21 protein-coding genes are annotated in these 20,222 nt (G+C 64.5%); 8 read left to right on the forward strand and 13 right to left on the reverse strand.

Translation table 11 applies throughout. The features are described 5' to 3' along the window. Genes AB7290_RS29175 through AB7290_RS29200 form a run of 6 tightly spaced genes read left to right on the forward strand, consistent with a single transcriptional unit; the run spans window position 1 to window position 5,987 of the window. On the forward strand, window positions 1–882 hold the full coding sequence (locus tag AB7290_RS29175; protein WP_085403207.1) for an AAA family ATPase: 882 nt from the start codon (window positions 1–3) through the stop codon (window positions 880–882). Further along, on the forward strand, window positions 879–2,000 hold the full coding sequence (locus tag AB7290_RS29180; protein ID WP_085403206.1) for a vWA domain-containing protein: 1,122 nt from the start codon (window positions 879–881) through the stop codon (window positions 1,998–2,000). The genes AB7290_RS29175 and AB7290_RS29180 overlap by 4 nt, the downstream gene beginning before the upstream one ends. Then, complete coding sequence (locus tag AB7290_RS29185; protein WP_085403205.1) at window positions 1,997–2,881, forward strand: amidohydrolase family protein; 885 nt, start codon at window positions 1,997–1,999, stop codon at window positions 2,879–2,881. The genes AB7290_RS29180 and AB7290_RS29185 overlap by 4 nt, the downstream gene beginning before the upstream one ends. A 30-nt stretch (window positions 2,882–2,911) precedes the next feature. Beyond that, window positions 2,912–3,760, forward strand: coding sequence for an N-acyl homoserine lactonase family protein (locus AB7290_RS29190; RefSeq protein ID WP_028147221.1), 849 nt, complete (start codon window positions 2,912–2,914; stop codon window positions 3,758–3,760). Between the two features lie 22 nt (window positions 3,761–3,782). Next, on the forward strand, window positions 3,783–5,357 hold the full coding sequence (locus AB7290_RS29195) for an isochorismatase family protein (RefSeq protein ID WP_085403204.1): 1,575 nt from the start codon (window positions 3,783–3,785) through the stop codon (window positions 5,355–5,357). Window positions 5,358–5,360: 3 nt separating this feature from the next. Next, the gene (locus tag AB7290_RS29200; RefSeq protein ID WP_085403218.1) at window positions 5,361–5,987 is read left to right on the forward strand and encodes an FMN-dependent NADH-azoreductase; all 627 of its coding nucleotides are present in this window, start codon (window positions 5,361–5,363) and stop codon (window positions 5,985–5,987) included. Window positions 5,988–6,058: 71 nt separating this feature from the next. On the opposite strand, the gene AB7290_RS29205 is transcribed toward AB7290_RS29200, so the two are convergent. The 6 genes from AB7290_RS29205 to AB7290_RS29230 are packed head-to-tail and all read right to left on the reverse strand — an operon-like array spanning window position 6,059 to window position 11,921. Further along, window positions 6,059–7,108, reverse strand: a complete 1,050-nt coding sequence (locus tag AB7290_RS29205; protein ID WP_085403217.1) for a LacI family DNA-binding transcriptional regulator — start codon at window positions 7,106–7,108, stop codon at window positions 6,059–6,061. Further along, window positions 7,105–7,749, reverse strand: a complete 645-nt coding sequence (locus AB7290_RS29210; protein WP_014496439.1) for a ThuA domain-containing protein — start codon at window positions 7,747–7,749, stop codon at window positions 7,105–7,107. Before AB7290_RS29210 ends, AB7290_RS29205 begins: the two co-directional genes overlap by 4 nt. 10 nt (window positions 7,750–7,759) lie before the next feature. Then, the gene (locus tag AB7290_RS29215; RefSeq protein WP_085403203.1) at window positions 7,760–8,857 is read right to left on the reverse strand and encodes a Gfo/Idh/MocA family protein; all 1,098 of its coding nucleotides are present in this window, start codon (window positions 8,855–8,857) and stop codon (window positions 7,760–7,762) included. A gap of 22 nt (window positions 8,858–8,879) precedes the next feature. Next, window positions 8,880–9,728, reverse strand: coding sequence for a carbohydrate ABC transporter permease (locus AB7290_RS29220; RefSeq protein WP_085403202.1), 849 nt, complete (start codon window positions 9,726–9,728; stop codon window positions 8,880–8,882). Next, on the reverse strand, window positions 9,721–10,659 hold the full coding sequence (locus AB7290_RS29225) for a carbohydrate ABC transporter permease (RefSeq protein WP_085403201.1): 939 nt from the start codon (window positions 10,657–10,659) through the stop codon (window positions 9,721–9,723). Before AB7290_RS29225 ends, AB7290_RS29220 begins: the two co-directional genes overlap by 8 nt. Before the next feature lie 2 nt (window positions 10,660–10,661). Further along, the gene (locus AB7290_RS29230; protein WP_028155765.1) at window positions 10,662–11,921 is read right to left on the reverse strand and encodes an extracellular solute-binding protein; all 1,260 of its coding nucleotides are present in this window, start codon (window positions 11,919–11,921) and stop codon (window positions 10,662–10,664) included. Between the two features lie 167 nt (window positions 11,922–12,088). Between AB7290_RS29230 and AB7290_RS29235 the strand changes: the two genes are divergently transcribed. Then, a complete protein-coding gene (locus AB7290_RS29235; protein WP_063984354.1) occupies window positions 12,089–12,847 on the forward strand; it encodes an SDR family NAD(P)-dependent oxidoreductase in 759 nt (252 codons plus the stop codon). 165 nt (window positions 12,848–13,012) lie between these two features. On the opposite strand, the gene AB7290_RS29240 is transcribed toward AB7290_RS29235, so the two are convergent. Further along, the gene (locus tag AB7290_RS29240; RefSeq protein WP_085403200.1) at window positions 13,013–13,876 is read right to left on the reverse strand and encodes an alpha/beta fold hydrolase; all 864 of its coding nucleotides are present in this window, start codon (window positions 13,874–13,876) and stop codon (window positions 13,013–13,015) included. Window positions 13,877–14,170: 294 nt separating this feature from the next. Here AB7290_RS29240 and AB7290_RS29245 point away from each other — a divergent pair, with 294 nt between their 5' ends. After that, complete coding sequence (locus tag AB7290_RS29245) at window positions 14,171–15,178, forward strand: alpha/beta fold hydrolase (protein ID WP_085403199.1); 1,008 nt, start codon at window positions 14,171–14,173, stop codon at window positions 15,176–15,178. 91 nt (window positions 15,179–15,269) lie between these two features. On the opposite strand, the gene AB7290_RS29250 is transcribed toward AB7290_RS29245, so the two are convergent. The 6 genes from AB7290_RS29250 to AB7290_RS29275 are packed head-to-tail and all read right to left on the reverse strand — an operon-like array spanning window position 15,270 to window position 20,222. After that, window positions 15,270–16,313, reverse strand: a complete 1,044-nt coding sequence (locus AB7290_RS29250; RefSeq protein ID WP_201266222.1) for a 5-methyltetrahydropteroyltriglutamate--homocysteine methyltransferase — start codon at window positions 16,311–16,313, stop codon at window positions 15,270–15,272. A 36-nt stretch (window positions 16,314–16,349) separates the two neighbouring features. Beyond that, the gene (locus AB7290_RS29255) at window positions 16,350–17,204 is read right to left on the reverse strand and encodes a fumarylacetoacetate hydrolase family protein (protein ID WP_085403198.1); all 855 of its coding nucleotides are present in this window, start codon (window positions 17,202–17,204) and stop codon (window positions 16,350–16,352) included. A gap of 3 nt (window positions 17,205–17,207) precedes the next feature. After that, window positions 17,208–17,867, reverse strand: coding sequence for a polysaccharide deacetylase family protein (locus AB7290_RS29260; protein WP_085403197.1), 660 nt, complete (start codon window positions 17,865–17,867; stop codon window positions 17,208–17,210). A gap of 9 nt (window positions 17,868–17,876) precedes the next feature. After that, window positions 17,877–18,674: an ABC transporter permease gene (locus tag AB7290_RS29265; RefSeq protein WP_085403196.1), complete on the reverse strand. Its 798-nt coding sequence runs from the start codon at window positions 18,672–18,674 to the stop codon at window positions 17,877–17,879. Window positions 18,675–18,681: 7 nt separating this feature from the next. Continuing rightward, window positions 18,682–19,488 (reverse strand): ABC transporter ATP-binding protein, encoded by an 807-nt coding sequence (locus AB7290_RS29270; protein ID WP_041956016.1) that lies wholly within the window; start codon window positions 19,486–19,488, stop codon window positions 18,682–18,684. Beyond that, complete coding sequence (locus tag AB7290_RS29275) at window positions 19,467–20,222, reverse strand: ABC transporter permease (RefSeq protein ID WP_085403195.1); 756 nt, start codon at window positions 20,220–20,222, stop codon at window positions 19,467–19,469. Before AB7290_RS29275 ends, AB7290_RS29270 begins: the two co-directional genes overlap by 22 nt.

Consider the following 20,222-nt stretch of genomic DNA (forward strand, 5'->3'; position numbering starts at 1 on the left):
ATGGCAGTCCGCAGCAACATCGTCGGCATCGACACCCCCGAAGCGCTGGAGAAGGCGCTTCGGGCAGCCTATTACCTCGCCGATGAAGGGCTCGCGACCGCGGCCTATCTCGGCCTTGCCCTCGGCAAACCGCTCCTGCTCGAAGGCGCCCCCGGCGTCGGCAAGACCGAGGCCGCGAAAGCCATCGCCGCCGTCCTCGGCCGTCGCCTCATCCGCCTGCAATGCTACGAGGGCATCGACGCCTCGGCCGCGCTCTACGAGTGGAACTATCCACGCCAGATGCTCGCGATCCGCCAGGCTGGCGACGAGAGCATCGACATCTATGGCGAAACGTTTCTGATTGAGCGGCCGATGCTGGCGACGCTTCGCGCACCCGACTCCACCGTGCTGCTGATCGATGAGATCGACCGCGCCGACCAGGAGTTTGAGGCGTTCCTGCTCGAGTTTCTCTCGGACTTCCAGATCTCGATCCCGGAACGCGGCACGGTGCGCGCGGCCGAACGTCCTGTCGTCGTGCTGACATCGAACCGGACGCGCGACCTGCACGAAGCCCTGCGCCGCCGCTGTGTCTATCACTGGATCGACTATCCCACTGAAGAGCGGGAGGCGCGTATCGTGATGCTGCGGGCCTCCAGCGTCGCCGAGGCGACAGCGCGGGCCGTCGTCGCGGCCGTCGGCAAATTGCGCCGCGAGCCGCTCAGCAAGGCACCAGGCATCGCGGAAGCCGTCGACTGGGCTGAAGCGGCGACGCTCCTTCACAAGGGCGGTGCGCGCTGGCCCGACGCCTTCAAACGCTCGATCGGCGTGGCGCTGAAAGACGAGGAAGACCTGCATTTCATCTCACCCCGGCTCGACGTCATGCTCGCGGAGGCAACCGCATGAGCACCGAGCCGGAGCTTCCGCGCGCCGCCCGCATCTTCGTCTCCTTCGCCGCGCTGCTGCGCGCCAACGGCTTTGCCGTCGCGCCCGAGCAGACCACCTCCTATCTCGCCGCGATCGAGCTGCTCGGGCCGCGCGACCTCAACGACATCAGGCAAGCGGCGCTGGCCACGCTCGCCCCGCCACCCGAGCGCCGCACGACCTTCGACCGGCTGTTCGACCTGCACTTCCGCGGCAGCGAAGCCATCGAGCATGTCGATGACGGCGACGACGACGAAACTGTCCGGCTCCAGGAAGAGGGCCGCGGCGAACAGGCCCCCCTGTTCTCCGACGAAGCCAACGAATCCGGCCTCGCTGCGACGCGCTCCGAGGCGCTGGTGGAGCGCCGCTTCGCCCAGCTCTCCACCACCGACGCGCTCCGCCGCCTGGCGCGCGAGGCCCCGCGGCGCCTGCCGCAGCGGCGCGGCCACCGGCGCATGCGCGCCCGCCGCGGGCCGTTTGCCGACCTTCGCCGAACCTTGCGCGACAGCGTGCGGAGCGACGGTGAGATCCTGCGGCTCGGGCACCTGAAGCGGCGCCAGCGCCGGCGAAAGCTCCTGCTGCTGATCGACGTCTCCGGCTCGATGAAGACGCGCACCGAGGAGAACATGAAGCTCGCGCATACGCTGGTGCAGGCCGCGCCAAATGTCGAGGTCTTCACCTTCGGCACGCGGCTGACCCGCGTCACCCGCCCATTGCGCCTCAAGCGTCGCGAGCAAGCGCTGAGCGCGGCGGCGCACCTCGTCAGCGACTGGGATGGCGGCACCCGCATCGGCGACGCGCTGCAAGCCTTCCTCGCGGTACCGCGGTTCGGCGGTTACGCGCGAGGCGCGGCCGTCGTCATCGTGTCGGACGGGCTGGAACGCGGCGAACCCGACGCGTTGCGCGACGCTGTCGCAAAGCTGTCGCGGCGCGCCTGGCGCGTGAGCTGGCTGACGCCGCTCGCGACGGGCCCGGATTTCCGCCCGCAGACCGAGGCGCTGGTGGCCATCCAGCGCTTCGTCGATGATCTCGTGGATGGCGGTTCAAGCGCGTCGATTGTCGCGCACATTCTGACGTTGGGACGGAGGAAAGCGGCGTGAGCGACATTGTCGACGGCCATCATCACATCTGGCGACAGGCCGACCTGCCCTGGCTGACCGGCCCGATGCAGCCGCGCATCTTTGGACCCTACGAGCCGATCCGTCGCGATTATCCGATCCGGGAATATCTCGACGACCTCAAGGGCACCGGCGTCACCCGTTCGGTCTATGTCCAGACCAACTGGGCCAACGACCGCTTCGAGGATGAAACCGCCTGGGTCCAGCAGACCGCCGACGAGCACGGCTGGCCGCATGCCATCGTCGCCTACGCAGATTTCGCCGTCGACGACGTTCGCCCGCAACTCGATCGCCTGAAGCGCTATCCGCTCGTGCGCGGCGTGCGGATGCAGCTGCACTGGCACGACAATCCGCTCTATCGCTTCGCGGCCAAGCCCGATCTCTGCGTCGATCCCATGGTCCGCCGCAACATCGCGCACCTGGCCGACTACGGCTGGAGCTTTGATCTCCAGGTCTTCACGCCGCAGATGCCGGATGCAGCGCAACTCGCCGAGTCCTGCCCCCGGGTGACCTTCATCCTCCAGCATGCCGGCATGCTGGAAGACCTCTCGCCGGCGGGCCGGGCCGCCTGGCGCGCCGGGATGGCCCGGCTCGCGGTCTGTCCGAACGTGGTCTCAAAACTCTCCGGGCTCGGCACCTTCATCCACCGCAACGATCCCGCGCATATCGCGGCCGTCCTTACCGATACCGTCGCGATTTTCGGCGCGGAGCGCTGCCTGTTTGGCTCCAATTTTCCGATCGAGAAATTGTGGACCAGCTATCGGGAGCTCGTCGACGCCTTTCGTGCCGCGGCCGCGAAGCTGACGACCCAGCAGCAGGACGCAATTTTCAGGACGACGGCAACGCGCGTCTACCGGCTTTGACAGACAAGAACAGAACAGGGAGGGAAACGAATGGCGCTGGAGATCAAGATCCTGGACTATGGCGATATCGAGCTGGAATCGAGCTTTCTAGTCCTCGGCCGCGACTGCGGCCGCACTCGCCGCGTCCTCACCCTCGGCTTTCTGATCCTCGGCGGCAAATATCCGGTCGTGGTCGATACCGGTTACCGTTCCAACCAGATCATGGAAACGCTCGGGATGCGCGGCCTGCAATACCACGAGCACATGATCGAGAACCAGCTCGCCCGCCACGGCGTGCGCATGGGCGACGTCCGCTTCGTCTGCCACACCCATCTGCACATCGACCACGCCGGCAAGGACGATCTGTTTCCGATGAACACGACCGTCGTCCTCAATCGGAAAGAACTCGAATATTCCGTCTCCGGCTTGATGCATCCGCAATATCCGGCGCCCGACATCAAGCATCTCATCGACCGACTGCACACCAAGAGTGCGCTGCGCTTCCTCGACCTCGAGATCACAGGTCCTATCGAGCTGATGCCCGGCGTCTATTGCGATGCGGCCAATGCACATACCGAGGGATCGATGAACGTCATCGTCGAGACTGCCGACGGGATCGCGACGATCTGCGGCGACGTGATCTACGACTTCAACGACCAGATCGTCACGCCCTTCAACGAGATTCACGACTGGGAGCCGCGGACGACGGGAAACCACGGCACCAGTAAGCGGGCCGAGAAGGCGTCGATCAAGAAGCTCCTGAGCAATTCGCGCTATCTGCTGCCGGTGCACGACAGGCCGGCCAAGATCGAGGGCGGCATGGTCGTCGGACGCCTGCACGACCAGGTCCCCGGCCCGATCGTGCAGTCGCTGCCCGCGCGGAACTGGTTCCCTGCCTGACGTGACCTGAGGATATCGACCGATGACGCATGTCACCTTGCGCTCCGAATTCGAGAGCCTGATCGACCCCTACGCGCCGGTCGCGCAGGTTGGAACAGGTTTTGACTTCACGGAAGGGCCGATCTGGCATCCGGTCGATCATTATCTCCTGTTCTCGGACATGCCGGGCGACGTGCGGCGGCGCTGGGATTCGCGGCGCGGCGTCGCGGAGGTCAAGCGCCCGTCGAACAAATGCAATGGCATGACCTATGATGCCGAGCTCAATCTGGTCGTCTGCGAGCACGCGACCTCGTCGCTGATCCGTGAGCGACCGGACGGGCGCCGCGAAGTGCTGGCCTCGCACTTCCAGGGACAGGAGCTCAACAGCCCCAACGACGTCTGCGTGCACTCCTCCGGTGCCATCTATTTCTCCGATCCCTGGTATGGCCGCATGCCGGTCTATGGTGTCGAGCGGCCGCGCCAGCTCGGCTTCCAGGGCGTCTATCGCGTCATGCCCGGCGGCGAGCCAACGCTCGTGGTGGACCGCAATTTGTTCGACCAGCCGAACGGGCTGTGCTTCTCGCCTGACGAGAAACTGCTCTATGTCAACGACACCGTGCAGGCGCTGATCCGCGTATTCGACGTCAACGGCGACGGCTCGCTGTCGAACGCACGCGCGTTTGCAAGCGGCATCCGCTCCGAGCTGGAGCCGGGCCTGCCCGACGGCATGAAGTGCGACCAGCATGGCAATGTCTGGGTCACCGCGCCCGGCGGCGTCTGGGTCTATTCACCGCGCGGTGAGCTGCTCGGAAAAGTCCGCGTGCCCGAGCTCGTCGCCAACCTTGCCTGGGGTGGCCCGGATTTCCGCACGCTCTATCTGACGTCGACGCATTCGGTCTATGCGATCCCGACCAAGGCCGGGCCGCGCCACGAGCCCTATATGAGCGGCAAACGCGGCAGCGGCGGCGCAAGCGCCGGCCCCGCGGCTGCGGCGCCCATCCTCGCCGACGGCGAGATGCGGCTCGATCCGAGCCGCTGCGCCATGATCATCCAGGATCTTCAGAACGATGTCATCATGGATGGCGGCGCATTCGCCGAGTCAGGCGCACCGGGTCATGCGAAGCAACAGCATGTGGTCGAGAACGTCCGGCGCTTGGCGGAGACAGCTCGCGCGCGCGGCGTCGCCATCATCCATGTCTGGTTCGTGGTCGAGCCCGGCGCGCCCGGCGTGACGCTGAACGCACCGCTGTTCGAGGGCCTCGTCGACAGCAAGGCGATGGTGCGCGGCAGCTGGGGCGCCGCCCCGGTCTCCGGCCTCGAGCCACGGCCCGGCGATTTCGTCGTCGAGAAGATGCGGATGAGCGCCTGGGAGGGCACCCGGCTGGAGACGATCCTGAAAGCCACCGGCCGCGATATGATCATCAACACCGGCGCATGGACCAACATGTCGGTCGAGCACACCGCACGCACCGGCGCCGACAAGGGCTATTTCATGATCGTGCCGGAAGATTGCTGCTCGACCATGAATGCCGACTGGCACTCCGCCTCGATCAACTTTGCCATGCAGAACGTCGCCGTCGTCACCCGGGCGGATGCCGTCATCAAAGCGCTGGGATGAGTGGTGGCAAAGCTTTTGCACCTCTCCTGCTCGCCCCGTGCCGACTCCGAGTCGAGCGCCGGCGCGCGCGTGTTTCTTGACGGGTTTCGGCAGGCCCGTCCGGACTGGGATATTGACGTCGTGGATCTCTGGCGCGAGCGGCTGCCGGAATTCGCAGGTCCCATCGTCGAGGCCAAATATGCGCGCATGAAGGCGCAGGCCTTCAACGACGCGCAACGCGACAGCTTTGCGGAGGCCGAGCGGATGGCGCTGCGCTTTTCACTGGCCGATCGGGTGCTGATCTCGACGCCCATGTGGAACTTCAGCATTCCCTACAAGCTCAAGCAATGGTTCGATATCATCGTCCAGCCCGGGCTCACCTTTCGGTTCGATCCCTCCCTGGGATATGTCCCGCTGCTGACGGACCGGCCAACCACGGTGATCCTCGCCAGTGGCAGCGATTTCGCCACCGGAATGAACCGCGGGCGCATCGACATGGCAACGCCTTACCTGCGGGAAATTTTGCGCTTTATCGGTATCAGCAATGTCCGTTTCGTACCGATCGGGCCAACCACCGGACCGCAACAGCCCATCGAGGCTGCCCGCGAAAGAGCCCATCAGCACCTCGCCGCAATGGCAGCGAACTTCTGAGCATTGTTGAGGACGCTCCGGCGCTTCGCGACACCTATCGAAGCAAGCTGCGCATCACCCGCGTACGCGAATCACGGCAGGTTGTCCCGCAGAAAAATATCGATGCGGATGCGCTCCTGGTCGGGGCTGATCGGCTCACCCGAACAATGCGCGAGCAGAACTCGCGCCGCAGACCGCGCCTCGTGACCGGGATCCTGGTTGATGATGGCATCGAGCGTGCCGCGGACCAGGAAACGCCGCGTGTACTGGGTCAGCTCGTGCGCGATCCAGACCACTTCGCGCGCGCGGCCCGAGGCCTCCAGCGCATTGGCGATGCCGCGGTTCCCGGCGCCGCAGCAGTAGATGCCGCGGAGATCGGCGTGGCGCGCCAGCAGTGCGACCGTGAGCTCCCGGGTGCGCTCGCTGTCGTCGCGGCCTTCGATCACCGGCAGCGCGAGCAGGTTCGGATACTCGCTGGACAGGATCTGGTGGAAGCCGAACTGCCGCTCGGTGTGATCGCGCAGCGACAACGAACCCGCGATCACGGCAACCTTTCCCTCGCGGCCGGCGAGGAAACGCCCCATCAGCGTTGCCGCAGTTCGCCCCGCGGCCGGGTTGTCGATACCGACATAATGCAGCCGCCGCGAGCTCGGCGCGTCCGACACAAGGGTCACCACGGCGACCCCGCGCGCGGCGAGCTCGTCAATCGCGGCGCGCACCCTGGGATGGTCGAGCGCGATGACGGCGACGCCCTGATAGGCCGGCGACAGGTTTTCCAGCGCACCGGCGAGCACATCCGGATCGAACACGTCGACATGGAGGATATCGATGAAGCCGCGGTGGCCGGCGAGCCAGTCCGCGGTGCGTTGGACCTGCTCGGCCAGGTTGGTCATGAAGCTGTTGCTGCCGCTCGGTAGCACGAAGGCGAAGCGGAACGTCTGCCCGCGGGCGAGCCGCGCGGCCGCGACGTCGCCCCGATAGCCGAGTTTTGCCACCGCGGCCTCGACACGTGCGACGGTCTTGGCGCGCACGCCCTCGCGCCGGTTGACGACGCGGTCGACGGTGGCGAGCGAAACGCCCGCCGCACGCGCGACGTCCTCCAGCGTGGCGCGAACCGCCGGCTGCGTCGCACCGGCTGTCATTCCCGCGCGGCCCACAGCATGCCACGGGTCATCAACGTTCGAATCTCCGGTACGTCGAGCTCGTAAGCGCGGTGACCGAGCGAGGAGTAGAACACCCTGCCCGCGCCGTATCGCTTCTTCCAGACCACAGGCATCACCACGCCGTCGATCCAGGGCGCGTGCTCGCCCGTGAAGGTCGTCGTCGCCAGCACCTCGTTGGCGGGGTCGACATGCATGTAGTACTGCTCGGAACGATGCTCGAAACTCTTCAGCCCCTTCATGATGGGGTCATCCGGCTTCGTCAAGTCGACCTTGTAGTCGATGATGTTGCCGGGATGCGCGACCCACTGCCCGCCGCACAGGAACTGGTAGTCGACGGACTCGCGGAACGCATCGCACATGCCGCCATGATGCCCGGCCAGCCCGACACCGCCACGCACGGCCGCGCAGAGATTGAGCGCTTCCGCCTTCTCGATCTTCGACATGGTATAGATCGGGATGATCAGCGACAGATCGTGGATCGCGGGATCGGCGAACGCCGCCGTCGTGGTCTCGACCCGGACCTCAAAGCCTTCCGCCTTCAGCCAGCCGCGGATCATCGAGGCGCAGAGATCGGGATCGTGTCCCGGCCAGCCGCCCCATACAATCATTGCCTTGCGCATGGTCATTCCCTCAGTCGATCTGTCCGGTTTCACGTCCGGCCGGCAGCATTGCCGGCCGCTCGACGCAGCTCCCGATCTTGACGCGGCGTCCTTCGTCGGCGGAGGTCTGGAACGCCTCCATCACCTCGAGCACATGGAAAGCGAGCGCGCCGCTGGCGCGATGCGGACGGTTGTTCAGGATCGCGGAGGCCATGTCGGCGACACCGATGGAACGAAACTCGCCATCGACATGACCGTGGGTCAGCGGCACCGGCTCCCATTCACCGCCAGTCTTCGCGACCTGCACCTCGCCGCCGAACCGGTTCGGGTCCGGCACCAACATGCTGCCCTTGTCGCCATAGATCTCGATCGGCGCGTGCCGGTGCTTCGGCACGTCGAAGCTCATCGCGATCGAGACGACCGCCCCGCACTCGAATTCGAGCGTGCCGGCGACATGGGTCGAAACCTCGACCGGGATAAGGGTGCCGTTCATCGGCTGGCTGGTGACCAACCGCTCGGATTTCGGACGCGCGGTCGAGCCCATCACGCTCGCGACCGGGCCAAGCAGCTGCACGAGATCCGTGATGTAATACGGCCCCATGTCGAGCATCGGCCCTCCGCCGCGAAGGTAATAGAAGCCCGGCGATGGGTGCCAGCGCTCATGGCCAGGGCAGCCGAAGAAGACGCTGCCCGCGACCGGCGTGCCTATCGCGCCATCGTCGATCAGCTTGCGCGCGGTCTGGTGCCCACCGCCAAGGAACGTATCGGGCGCGCAGCCGACGCGAAGGTCCTTCTGCGCGGCGAGATCCATCACCTTGCGGGCTTCTGCGACGTCGATGCCGAGCGGTTTCTCGGAATGAACGTGCTTGCCGGCATTCAGCACCGCGAGGCTGACGTCGGTGTGGGCGAGCGGCACCGTGAGATTGATGACGATCTCGACATCCTCTCGCTTGAGCAGTTGATCGACCCGCATCGCCGGCAGCCCGAAGGCGGCGCCCTGCCGCTCTGCAGCATCGCTGCGCATATCGGCGAGCGCCTTGATTTCCATGACTGGAAAGCGCTGGGCCGCCTTCAGATAGGCGGTGCTGATATTGCCGCAGCCGATGATTCCGATGCCGACTTTTCTCATTGTGATCTCCGTAAGGTATCGTTCATCCCTTGACCGCGCCTGCGGTGAGGCCGGCGACGATGTGCTTCTGCGCCAGAAGAAACAGAATGATGGTGGGCAGGATGGTCAGCGTGATGAAGGCCAGGATCAGGTGCCACTCGGACGAATACTCGCCCTGATAAACCATGATGCCGAGCGGCCAGGGATAGAGCGCATCGGTGTTGAGCATCACCAGCGGCAACAGATAGGCGTTCCAGCTGTTGACGAAAGTGATGGTCCCGACGGTCGCCAGGATCGGCCGCGACAACGGCAGCGTCACATAGCGGAAGAATTTGATATAGCTACAGCCGTCGACCAGCGCGGCCTCGAGCAGTTCATAGGGGATATCCTTGAAGAAACGCCGCAGCAGCAGCACGCTCATCGCGAGGCTGAAGGCCACCTGCGGCAGTGCCACGCCAAAATAGGTATCGAGCAGCCCGAGATCGCGCACCTTGATGAACAGCGGCAGCACCGCGGTCGCGGCCGGAAACAGCAGGCCGAGCGTCAGGTAGCTCAGCAGCATCGATGAGCCGTAGAACCTGACATGGGCGAAGGTGAACGCCGCCATCGAGGCGACGATCAGGGTCAGGGTCACCGTGAGCGTCGAGATGATCAGCGAGTTGCGCAAGAGCTGCCAGTAGCGCGCGGAGAACAGGATGTCGGCATAGTTCTGCCACTCCCAGTGACGTGGCAGGCCGAACGGATTGACGCGCAGTTCGCCGAGCGATTTGAAGCCGCCGAGCAAGGTCGCGAGCAGCGGCACCAGCACGAAGACGGCAACGACGGCGAGGAACACCGCCTTGAACAGCACGGCAGGATCGAACGGCGTACGATTGGTCTCGGTGCTACTCATCACGCATGAACCATCGCTTGTAGGTGAAGGCAAAGGTCACGCAGATCGTGAACAGAATGACACCGATGGCGCTGCCATATCCGACCCGCATGCGGGAGATGCCGTTGTTGTAGAGGAAGCTCACCAGCGTGTTCGAGGAGTCCGCAGGCCCCCCGCGCGTCAGCGGCATGACGAGGTCGAACAGCTGCAACGAGCCGACGATGGCGAAGAACACCGAGAGCCGAATCGTCGGATAGAGCAAGGGGATGACCACGTGTCGCAGGGCTTGCGAACGCGTCGCGCCATCGATGCGCGCGGCCTCGATCAGGCTCTTGTCGAGGCCCTGGAGCGCCGCGATGAACAGCATCATGTGGAAACCGAAGTACTTCCAGACGACGACGATCAGCACGGCCAGCATTGCCGTATCGGTCGAGGCCAGCAGATGCGGGGGCTCGGCGCCGAAGCTGCGCCAGATCGAGGCGACAAGGCCGTAATCGCCGTCATAGACGAAGCTGAAGATCAGTCCGGTCGCGATCTCGGCCAGGATATAAGGCATGAAGAACAGCATGCGCAGCGCCACCGCCCCGCGAAAGCGTTCGGCGAGCATCAAGGCCAGCGTGAGCGCAAGCGGCAGCTGGATGGCGAGCGAAACAGCGATGATCAGCCCGTTGTTGCGCAGCGCGAGCCAGAAGGCGCGTGTCTCCAACACGAAGCGGTAATTGTCGAAGCCGATCCAGTTGGTCGGCCTGCCGAACCCGTTCCAGTTGAAGGTCGAGTACCAGGCCGCCTCGCCGATCGGCAGCACCACGAACAGCGTGAACAACAGCAGCGCCGGCGGCAGGAACAGGATCAGGACCGTCAGCCTGCCGTCCCAGCTCGGGCCGCGCTCGGCGACCTGCGGGAGCTCACCGGCAACGTCCATCGCCGACACGCTCGCGGCCCGGCGTGCCACCGTCAGTTACCCTGCTTCCACGCCGCCTCGATCGCCTTGGCCGCGTCTTGCGGGCTCATGCTGCCGCCGGCGATCTCGGCGGTGACGTCGTTGACGACGCGGCCAACCGAGGGGCCGAGGCTCTGGTCATAGAAGTTCTGGTGGTAGTTCGACTTCGCCAGATTGGCCGCGATCAGCTTCATGAAGGCGTTGTTGAGACCGGCATCCGCGCCCTGCACCACCGGGATGATGAAGTTGCCCGCAGCAAGCCGCGTCTGCACATCCCTGGAGACGAAGTATTTCAGGAAATCGACGGCCTCCTTCGGCGAGCCCTTGGTGATCAGCCAGCCGGTGATGCCGCCGAGCGTATCGGTTGGCGCGCCCTTGCCGCCCGCCACGACCGGGAAGTCGAACCAGCAGATCTTGTCTTCGCTCAATCCGACCTTGTCGGCGGCAAGTGCGCGCTGCAAATGATAGACCGTGCTGATGGCGAGCGTCATCGCCGCCTTGCCATCGCCGAAATAGCCGACCGCCTGCGGATTCTTGAAGCCGAGGAAGCCATTCTGGAACGGCTGGAGATCGACGAGTTGCTTGAACAGCTCGCCGGATTTCTGGAAGGTTTCGCCGGCGAAGCCGCCGTTCTCGCCGCGCAGCGCCGCGTCGAAGGCCGGCTTGCCGCCGACGCGCACTGCAAGATGCGTCCAATAGAAGTGCAGCGGCCATTTGTCGGCCCCGCCGACCACGATCGGGGTCACGCCGGCGGCTTTCAACGTTTTCACCGCTGCAAGCAGGTCGTCCCAGCTCTTGATCCCTGCGGGATCGACCTTCGCCTTCGCCATCAGCTCCTTGTTGCAGAGGAAGCCGACCTGCGACAGCGCGGTCGGAAGACCGTAAACGCGGCCGTTGGCCGTGAAGGCGGCGAGCGCTGCCGGCGTAAGGCTGTCGCTGTACCCCTTCACCTGATCGGTGATGTCGTCGAGGACGCCGGCCTCGATCTGCGTCTTCAGGACGCCGCCGGCCCAGCTGTAGATGATGTTCGGCCGGTCCTTGGATTGCAGGATGGTCGGCAGCTTGGCCTTGTAGGCCTCGTTCTCGAGGAACTGCATCTCGATCTTGGTGCCGGGATGCGACGCCTCATAGGCGCGCGCAACCTCCTCCCAGATCTTCACCTGGGCCGGATTGGCTTCGATGTGCAACCACTTGACCGTCGTGTCGGCCGCGGCGGAGTTGGCCCAAAGCAGGCATGCGGCGGCGGCGAGTCCCAGCTTCCCGAGCAGTCTCATCACATTCCTCCCAACCGGCTCTTATTCTTTGGCTGCAATCCTGCCTTCGATTTTTGAGGTACGCAACTAAAATTCTGATCTATACACCTCACGCGGGGAATGGCTAAGGTTGGCGGGACAACTGGGCGGCGCCTCGCACCGCCCGCAACGCAACTTGAGAGGTGCCCATGGCCGCCGTTTATTCCGACCTTGCCGGCAAGGTCGTTCTCGTCACCGGTGGCGCATCGGGGATTGGGGCTGCGATCGTGCGGCGCTTCGCGCAGCAGAAATCCAATGTCGTGTTCTTCGACATCAAGGCCGACGAGGGCGAACGCCTCGCACGCGAGCTGTCGGATCAGGGTCTGGCTGCGCATTTCCAGCGCGTCGACCTGACTGACATCGCCGCGTTGCGCGCCGGCGTCGCCGAGGCGCGCAAAGCACACGGCGCGATCAATATCCTCGTCAACAATGCCGCACATGACGAACGGCACAAAACCGAGGAGATGACGCCGGAATACTGGGACGACCGCATCGCGGTGAACCTGAAGCACCAGTTCTTCGCCGCCCAAGCCGTGCTGCCGGACATGAAGGCGGCGAATGCCGGCGCCATCATCAATTTCGGCTCGGTGTCGTGGATGGCCGGTCAAGGCGGCATGGCCGCGTACACGGCCAGCAAGTCGGGCGTGGTCGGCCTGACGCGCTCCCTCGCGCGCGATTACGGTCCCTACAACATCCGCGTGAACGCGATCGCGCCGGGCTGGATCATGACCGAGCGCCAGCTCGAGAAATGGATGACGCCGGCGGGCGAGATCGAACTGCAGCAGCGACAGTGCCTGAAGCGTCGGCTGGTACCGGACGAGGTCGCGAAATTCACCCTGTTCCTCGCGTCCGACGAGGCCTCCGCCTGCACCGCTCAGCACTACGTCGTGGATGGCGGCTGGGTGTGAGATGCTTTGTGGGTCGTGGGCGGGACCAGAGCTCGAACCTGGTCCCCCCGCTGACTAAGATTCAGCTGGTGACTCCGTCCAGTTGTTTGCACAAGCCGAGGTCGCGAAGCCTATTGGAAAAGATGCCAATGGCACTTTCAACCATATCGCACCGATAGCGATAGTTCAGCCGTGTTGCTGCGTGGCGTTCGGACCTGCGTTGGCGACGGCCTCGCGTATCATTCCGGCGACCAGCTTCGGCGCGGTGATCGGCGATGCATGATCGACTTTCTCGGAGCGAACCTGCGCACCCATCCGTCGTGCCAGGAATAGCTGTGTCGCCGGATTGATCATTCGATCCTCCTCGGCGACCAGGTACCACGACGGCTTTGCCTTCCATGCAGCTTTCAGAGCCTTTTCCTGGATTGCCGCGACGGCAATGGGACGCTGGATCGCAGCAAGGAGCGCAGCCTGCTCAGGTCGGGCATGCTGGCACCAGGCCGCGCCAAACCGGTCGTTCGGCATCCAGAGGAAACCATGACTGTCGGGGGTGAGTTTCGGCGCCTCCGGCGACGGCTTGTCGCGATAGAATATTTGCGCGACTGTTTCGCCTTCGTCGGGAGAGAGAGCCGAAATGAAGACCAGCGACCGCACTCTCTCCTGCGTGACCGCACCAATCACGGCGCCGGCATAGGCATGTGCGACAAGGACAACCGGCCCGTCGGTCCGCTCCAACGCTCGCTCAAGCGCCGCAACATCATCCGATAGCGATGTGAGCGGGATCGGCGCCGCCATCGTCTTCAGTCCCTCGGACTGCAGTAGCGTAATGACGTGCGCCCAGCTTGAACCGTCGGCCCAGGCGCCATGGACGAGAACGACGGTGGCGTCCGTCCCCGCTGCTTCCGATCTTCTGCTGACGTCGCGGGCGACCTTCTTGCTCGCTCGGGGATCTGCAACCGCCGGCGCGATTACGCCGAATTGTGCTGCAGCTACTGTCGTTGCCGCAGCACCAACGAAACGCCGGCGATCGTGGTTGATTTCGTCGGACATGGATCCTCCATTGCTCTGGCGGCTTGCGTTGACGCACCTCCGCTTACCCTCCCGCTATTCGGCGACGCGACCACATTGGTTACAGGCGGAGGATCATTCCAACGATCACTTCCCGACTGCTCCCGCCTCTGCCCCATCGCGCCAGCGGGATGACCGAAATCATCAGCACGAACGGTTCAGTGACGCTAATCCTGCGAAAGCGCGCTTCCACGGAGGTGCTAACATGTCTTACCGCGTCGTCATTGAGGGGGGCGTTTGCCAGGAGCGTCGCGCGAACCTCGAAGGACCTCAGGGATGACAGAAAAGACAAAGATCGAGCGCCGCACCTTCGTCCAGGTGATGACCGCTGCATCGAGCGCCGCTCTATCACCGGCGCTTCTACCGCGACGCGCGGCCGGCCAATCCCCAAACAATTCCACCTCGAACGCTTCCGATCTCTTCGAGACAAAGGAGATCAAGACCGACGACAACACCATTTTCATCAGGCGCTACGGGAGCGGATCCCCACTGCTCATGGTCCATGGATTTCCGCGAACCAGCCTGATGTGGCGTCATGTCGCGCCGCATCTCGCCGGTAATCGCACGGTCATCTGCGTCGATCTTCGTGGATATGGCCGCAGCGGCGTTCCCGCCTCTGCGGAGGATCACTATCCCTATACAAAGCGGGCGATGGCGAATGAGCTCGTCGCCGTGATGGATAAGCTTGGCTTTTCCAAATTCGATCTGGTTGGACACGATCGCGGCGGTCGCGTTTCCTACCGCCTTGCGCTCGATCACCCGGAGAAGGTGCAGCGTCTCGCAGTGTTTGACGTGCTGCCGATCTCGGAAGCCTGGGGCCACGCCGACGCAAAGTTCGCCATGACCTACTGGCCATGGAGCCTCCTCTCGCAGAAGGCACCGCTTCCCGAAAAATACCTGATCGGTGCGCCGGACGCGGTATTCGACAATCCCTTCGGCCAGGGCTCATTCGGCCCCGAAGTGGAAGCGGAATACATCGAAACCTACCGCGATCCGGCTCGGGTGCATGCGATCTGCGAAGAGTACCGCGCGGCCGCAACCCTGGATATCGAGCACGACAAGGCGGACCAGAAGGAAGGCCGGCGCATTAAGTGCCCTATGCTGCACCTGTGGGCTTCTGGCGGGCCACTCGATACATTCTACGAGCAGAATGGCGGCGCATTGGGAATTTGGAAGAAGTGGGCCGACAACGTACAAGGTCGGGCCGTCAAGGGCGGTCACTTCTTTCCTGAGGAAAACCCTACCGACACAACGGAGCTTCTAACCAAATTCCTGTCAGCTTGAACGGCAGCTGACGCCCGCGCAGATTTCGACCAGGCTGGCCACAGCCAGGCGATGGCCGGCGAACGAACCATCCTCGCCGGCCCAGCTTTGTTCAGCCGATCTCTCGCCGGACCATGGCCGCCGCATCGCACATCGCCTTCAGCTTTCCGAACGCGGTTGCGCGCGGCATGTACTTCATGCCGCAATCGGGCGCCGGGACCAGGCGGTCCGGCGAGACGTATTTCAAACCGTTGCGGATACGGGCGGCAACAGTGTCGACGCTCTCGATCGCGGGATCCGCGAGGTCGAGCACGCCGAGCATGATCTTCTTCGACGACAGGTCCTTGAGCACGCCGAGGTCGAGCTTCGGCTGCGCGGCCTCGATCGAGATCTGGTCGGCAATGGTGTCGTCGAGCTCGGCGAGGAAGGAATAGCCGGCCGGCTTGTTCGAGCCCGGCACGACCGCCGCATAGCCGAAGCAGAGGTGCACGACGGTCGGCACCGTGATGCCCTGCAATGCGCGGTTGATCGCCTTGACGGCGTAGCGCTTGGCAAGATCCGGATTGTTGCGCACCCAGGGCTCGTCGAGCTGGATCACGTCGGCGCCAGCCTCCTGCAGATCGAGCGCCTCGGCGTTGACGGCCTCGGCCAGCGCCATCGCGAGCTCCTCCTCGTCCTTGTAGAACTCGTTCCTGGCCTGCTGGCTCATGGTGAACGGGCCCGGCAACGTGATCTTGGCAGCACGGTCGGTGTTCTTGCGCAGGAACTGCATGTCGTGCAGCTCGACCGGTCCCTTGCGCTTCACGGGACCCACGACGCGCGGCACCGGGGTCTGGGTGTTGCCAGTGCGCGCCACGATCATCGCGGGATTGTCGCCGTCGATGCCGTCGAGCGCGGTGGCGAAGCGGTTGGAGTAGCTCTCGCGGCGGATTTCGCCATCGGTCACGATGTCGATGCCGGCGCGCTCCATGTCGCGGATCGCGACGATGGTCGCATCGTCCTGCGCCTCTTCCAGATGCTCCGCCGGCAACCGCCACATGTCGTGCAACCGCGTGCGCGGCACCACCTTCGACAGCATCGCGCGATTCACCAGCCATTCCGGCTGCGGGTAGCTGCCGACCACCGTGGTCGGCAGGATATGCGTTGGCATGGGCATGGGATTCTCCTTCTTTTTGTTGTTGAGTGCAGCCGATCAGGCCGCGCGTCCCTCGTCCTCGACGGGATTGCGCAGGATGCCGATGCCGGAGATCTCGATCTCCACGACGTCGCCGCCCTTCATCCACAGCGGCGGCGTGCGATAGGCGCCGACGCCGCCGGTCGTGCCTGTGACGATGACATCGCCGGGCGCAAGCTCGGTGAACGTCGAGCAGTAAGCAATCAAGGCCTGCACGTCGAAAACGAGATCAGAGATCGGGGCCTTCTGCACCTCGACGCCATTGAGGCGCGTGATGAGCGTCTGCTTGGTCACGTCGGTCAATTCGTCGGTCGTCACCATCCAGGGCCCGAAGCCGCCGGTGCCGGCAAAGTTCTTGCCGGGCGCGAATTGCGAGGTGTGGCGCTGCCAGTCGCGGATGCTGCCGTCATTGTAGCAGGCATAGCCGGCGACATGGCTGAGCGCGGCTTCGCGCGAGATGCGGCGACCGGCCTTGCCGATGATGACGGCCATCTCGCCTTCGTAATCGAAACGCTCGGACTCCAGCGGCCGGATCATCGGCTGGCCATGACCGACCTGGCTGTTGGCGAAGCGGGTGAAGATCATCGGATGCGCCGGCGTCGGGTGGCCGCTCTCGGCCAGATGCGTGGCATAGTTGACGCCGATGCAGAAGATCTTGTCGGGATCGGGTACCGTCGGCAGCAGCGCGACATCCTGCAGCGCGTAATCGGGCTTCTCGACGGTCAACTTCTTCAATTCGTCGAGCGATCCCTTCGCAAGCAGCGCCTTCAGCGTCGGATATGCCTTCAGGCGCTTGCCGGCATCGATGACGCCCTTGTCGGTGACGATGCCATAGCTCGCGGTGCCGGCGTTCGTGAAGCTCGCAACTTTCATCAGTCAAACACTCTCTTCGATGGAGGAAACATAGTCGTTGATCGGAAGCGCGATCTCGCCGTTGCGGATCGGAACACATTGCGGCGGGAAGTCCTGGCGGAAGCGGGCGCCGGCCGCCTCGGCAGCGTCAAGGAAACGCTCGAGATGGTCCATCGCGCCGGTCGGAAGATCGTGCAGCACCATCAGCGTCCAGGACTGCCGGCTGCACTGGTCGAGCGCGCGCCCGGTCCAGCCCTCGGGGTCGTCCCAATCCCGCGGAATCGCATTCCAGAGCACGCAGCTGTGCTTGTTGCGGGCGAGATAGTCCACGACGGAGGATTTCAACAGCCGCGCATCAAGATTGCCGCCGCCGCCGAACGGCCGGAACCAGCGCTGGGGATGCGCGAGATCGGAGATCGCTTTTTGAGTTCGGCCGATTTCGTTCTCTGCCGTCTCGCGATCCGCCTGCTCACCGAGCGGAATGCTGTGCGTAAACGTGTGATTGCCGATCCAGTGCCCCTCCCCGTGCGCACGCACCGCAAGCCCGCGCCGCTCGGGGTCAGCGAGCTTCTCGCCGATGACGAAGAAGGTGGTCTTGATGCCGCGCCCGGCGAGAACATCGAGCACGCGCGGCGTCACATCGGGATCGGGGCCGTTGTCGAATGTCAGGGTCAAATCGTACACGCTGGTACCTCAGGTCGCCGGCTGCATCGCGCGCGACGCGATCTCGTCATTGGCCTGACCGGCCCGCGTACCGGTCTGCCAGATCGCCGCCTTGCGCTCGATCCACCGGATCGCGGCATTGAAAGCGATGGCGAGGAACAGCACGAGCAGCACGCCCGCGAACACGTGCGGACTATCGAGAATTGTGCGGTAGCGCGAGATCAGATAGCCGATGCCGGCCGATGAGATCAGCATCTCCGAGACGACGACGCCGACGATGACCAGCGCACCGCCGACACGCAGGCCCGACAGCACCGTCGGAATCGCCGCCGGGATGATGACGCGAACCAACCGTTGGCTCAGCGTCGCGCCCATGCTGCGTGCCGCGAGCAGGAGCTGCGGATCGATGGTCTGGATGCCGGCGGCGGTGGCGAGCATCGTCGGCAGGAAGCCATAGATCGAGGCGAACGCGATCTTGGACTCCGAGCCGATGCCGAGCCATACCGTGAAGACGGGATAGAGGATCACGAGCGGCACCGCGTACAGGCTCGATACCATCGGCATGATCAGGACGCGCGGACGCGGCAGGCTGCCGACGATCGCGCCGAGCAGGATGCCGCCGCCGCAGGCGAATGCCATGGAGACCACGACCTCGTAGAGCGTCACTGCGAGCGCGTGACCGTATTCGGCAGCATCGGTCCATCCAGCGATCAGCGTCGACGACAGCGACGGCAGGAACAGCTCGGGAATGAGCCCGGCGCGCGGCAGCAGCTCCCACAGCGCAATCAGCCCGATCACGATCAGATATCGCAGCGTTTTGGCGCTCATCTCTGCCTCACGCCGATTTGCGGATGTGCCGCCAGATGCGGTCGCGCAGCGCACCGAAGGCGTCGCCGCTCAGCATCTCGTAGGTGCGGGGCCGCGGCAGCTGGACCTGGAGATGGTCGACGATGCGGCCGGGCCGCGCCGACATCACGATCACCTCGTCGGCGAGATAGACGGCTTCGGTGAGGCTGTGCGTGACGAAAACGACCGTCTTTCCGGTCGCGGCCCAGATCCGCAGCAGCTCGTCGCCCATGGTCATGCGCGTCTGCTCGTCGAGGGCAGCGAACGGCTCGTCCATCAGCAGCACCGGCGGGTCCTGCACCAGCCCGCGCGCGATCGAGACACGCTGCTTCATGCCGCCCGAGAGCTCATGCGGATGGCGCCTGCCGAAGCCGTCGAGGCCGACCAGTTTGAGCGCATCCTGGGCCTTGGCACGGCGCTCGGCCTTGGGCACGCCCCGCAGCGCCAGCGGAAACTCGACATTGTCCTCCGCCGTCAGCCACGGGAACAAGCTCGCCTCCTGGAACACCACGCCGACCCTGTCGGGGTCGGGCTGAAGGATCGGCGCGCCGCTGATGGTGATCGTGCCTGAGGTCTGCTGGCGCAGCCCCGCCATCATCATCAGAAGGGTCGACTTGCCGCAGCCGCTCGGGCCGACCAGCACGACGAAGCGGCCAGGCTTGACCTCGAGCGAGACGTCCTCCAGCGCGACGACGTCCTGCGACCTTGTCTTGAAGACCTGGCCGACATTCTTCACCTCGATCGCGCCGGCCCGCGCGGCGGGCTTCAACGGGGTCACGTTCGCCAATGGCTGCATCGCGTTTCCACCCATCTGACAAGTTCGTTGAAGGTCATGGCGATCGCGGCGACCATCACGACGCCGGCGAGGAGCTGCTTCATCTGGAAGTTCTCGCCCCAGGTCGCGATCTGGTGACCGATGCCATCACGCGAGGCGTACATTTCGGCCAAAATCACGCCGGTGAGGTTGAAGATCATGGAGATCCGCAACGCCTCCAGCAGGACCGGCAGCATGCTCGGCAGATAAACCCGGAACGCCGTCTGCCATGGCGTTGCGCCATAGGAGCGCGCCACCGTCAGATGCTCGACCTTGACCGATTCCACCGCCGTCGTGGTCGACATGATCACGATGAAGATCGTCGAGAAGAAGCCGAATCCCACCTTCTGGGCAAAGCCGACGCCGAACACCAGGATGAACATCGGCAGGAAGATCGACTTCGGGATGCTGAAGGCGAAGAACAAGAGCGGCTTGGCCACGTCCGCAAAGTAACGGTTCTCCGCGACCAGAAAGCCGATCACCGCACCGAAGGGCACGGCCAGCGCGAACGCGGCAAGCACCTCGGTCGCGGTCACCATCAGATCCTTCTGCACGGCCGCGCGCTGCAGCAGATCGCCGAGCGTTGCAAACGTGTCGGACGCCGACGGCAGCAGGCGCGGATTGACGATGCCGGTGCGCGACAGCACCTCCCACAGCGCCAGGACCGCGATGATGATCGCGATCCGCGCAAGGTTGATGACGAACGTGCTTTGCAT

The sequence above is a fragment of the Bradyrhizobium sp. 613_E4_N2_2 genome, assembly GCF_052075995.1.
GTDB lineage: Bacteria > Pseudomonadota > Alphaproteobacteria > Rhizobiales > Xanthobacteraceae > Bradyrhizobium > Bradyrhizobium barranii.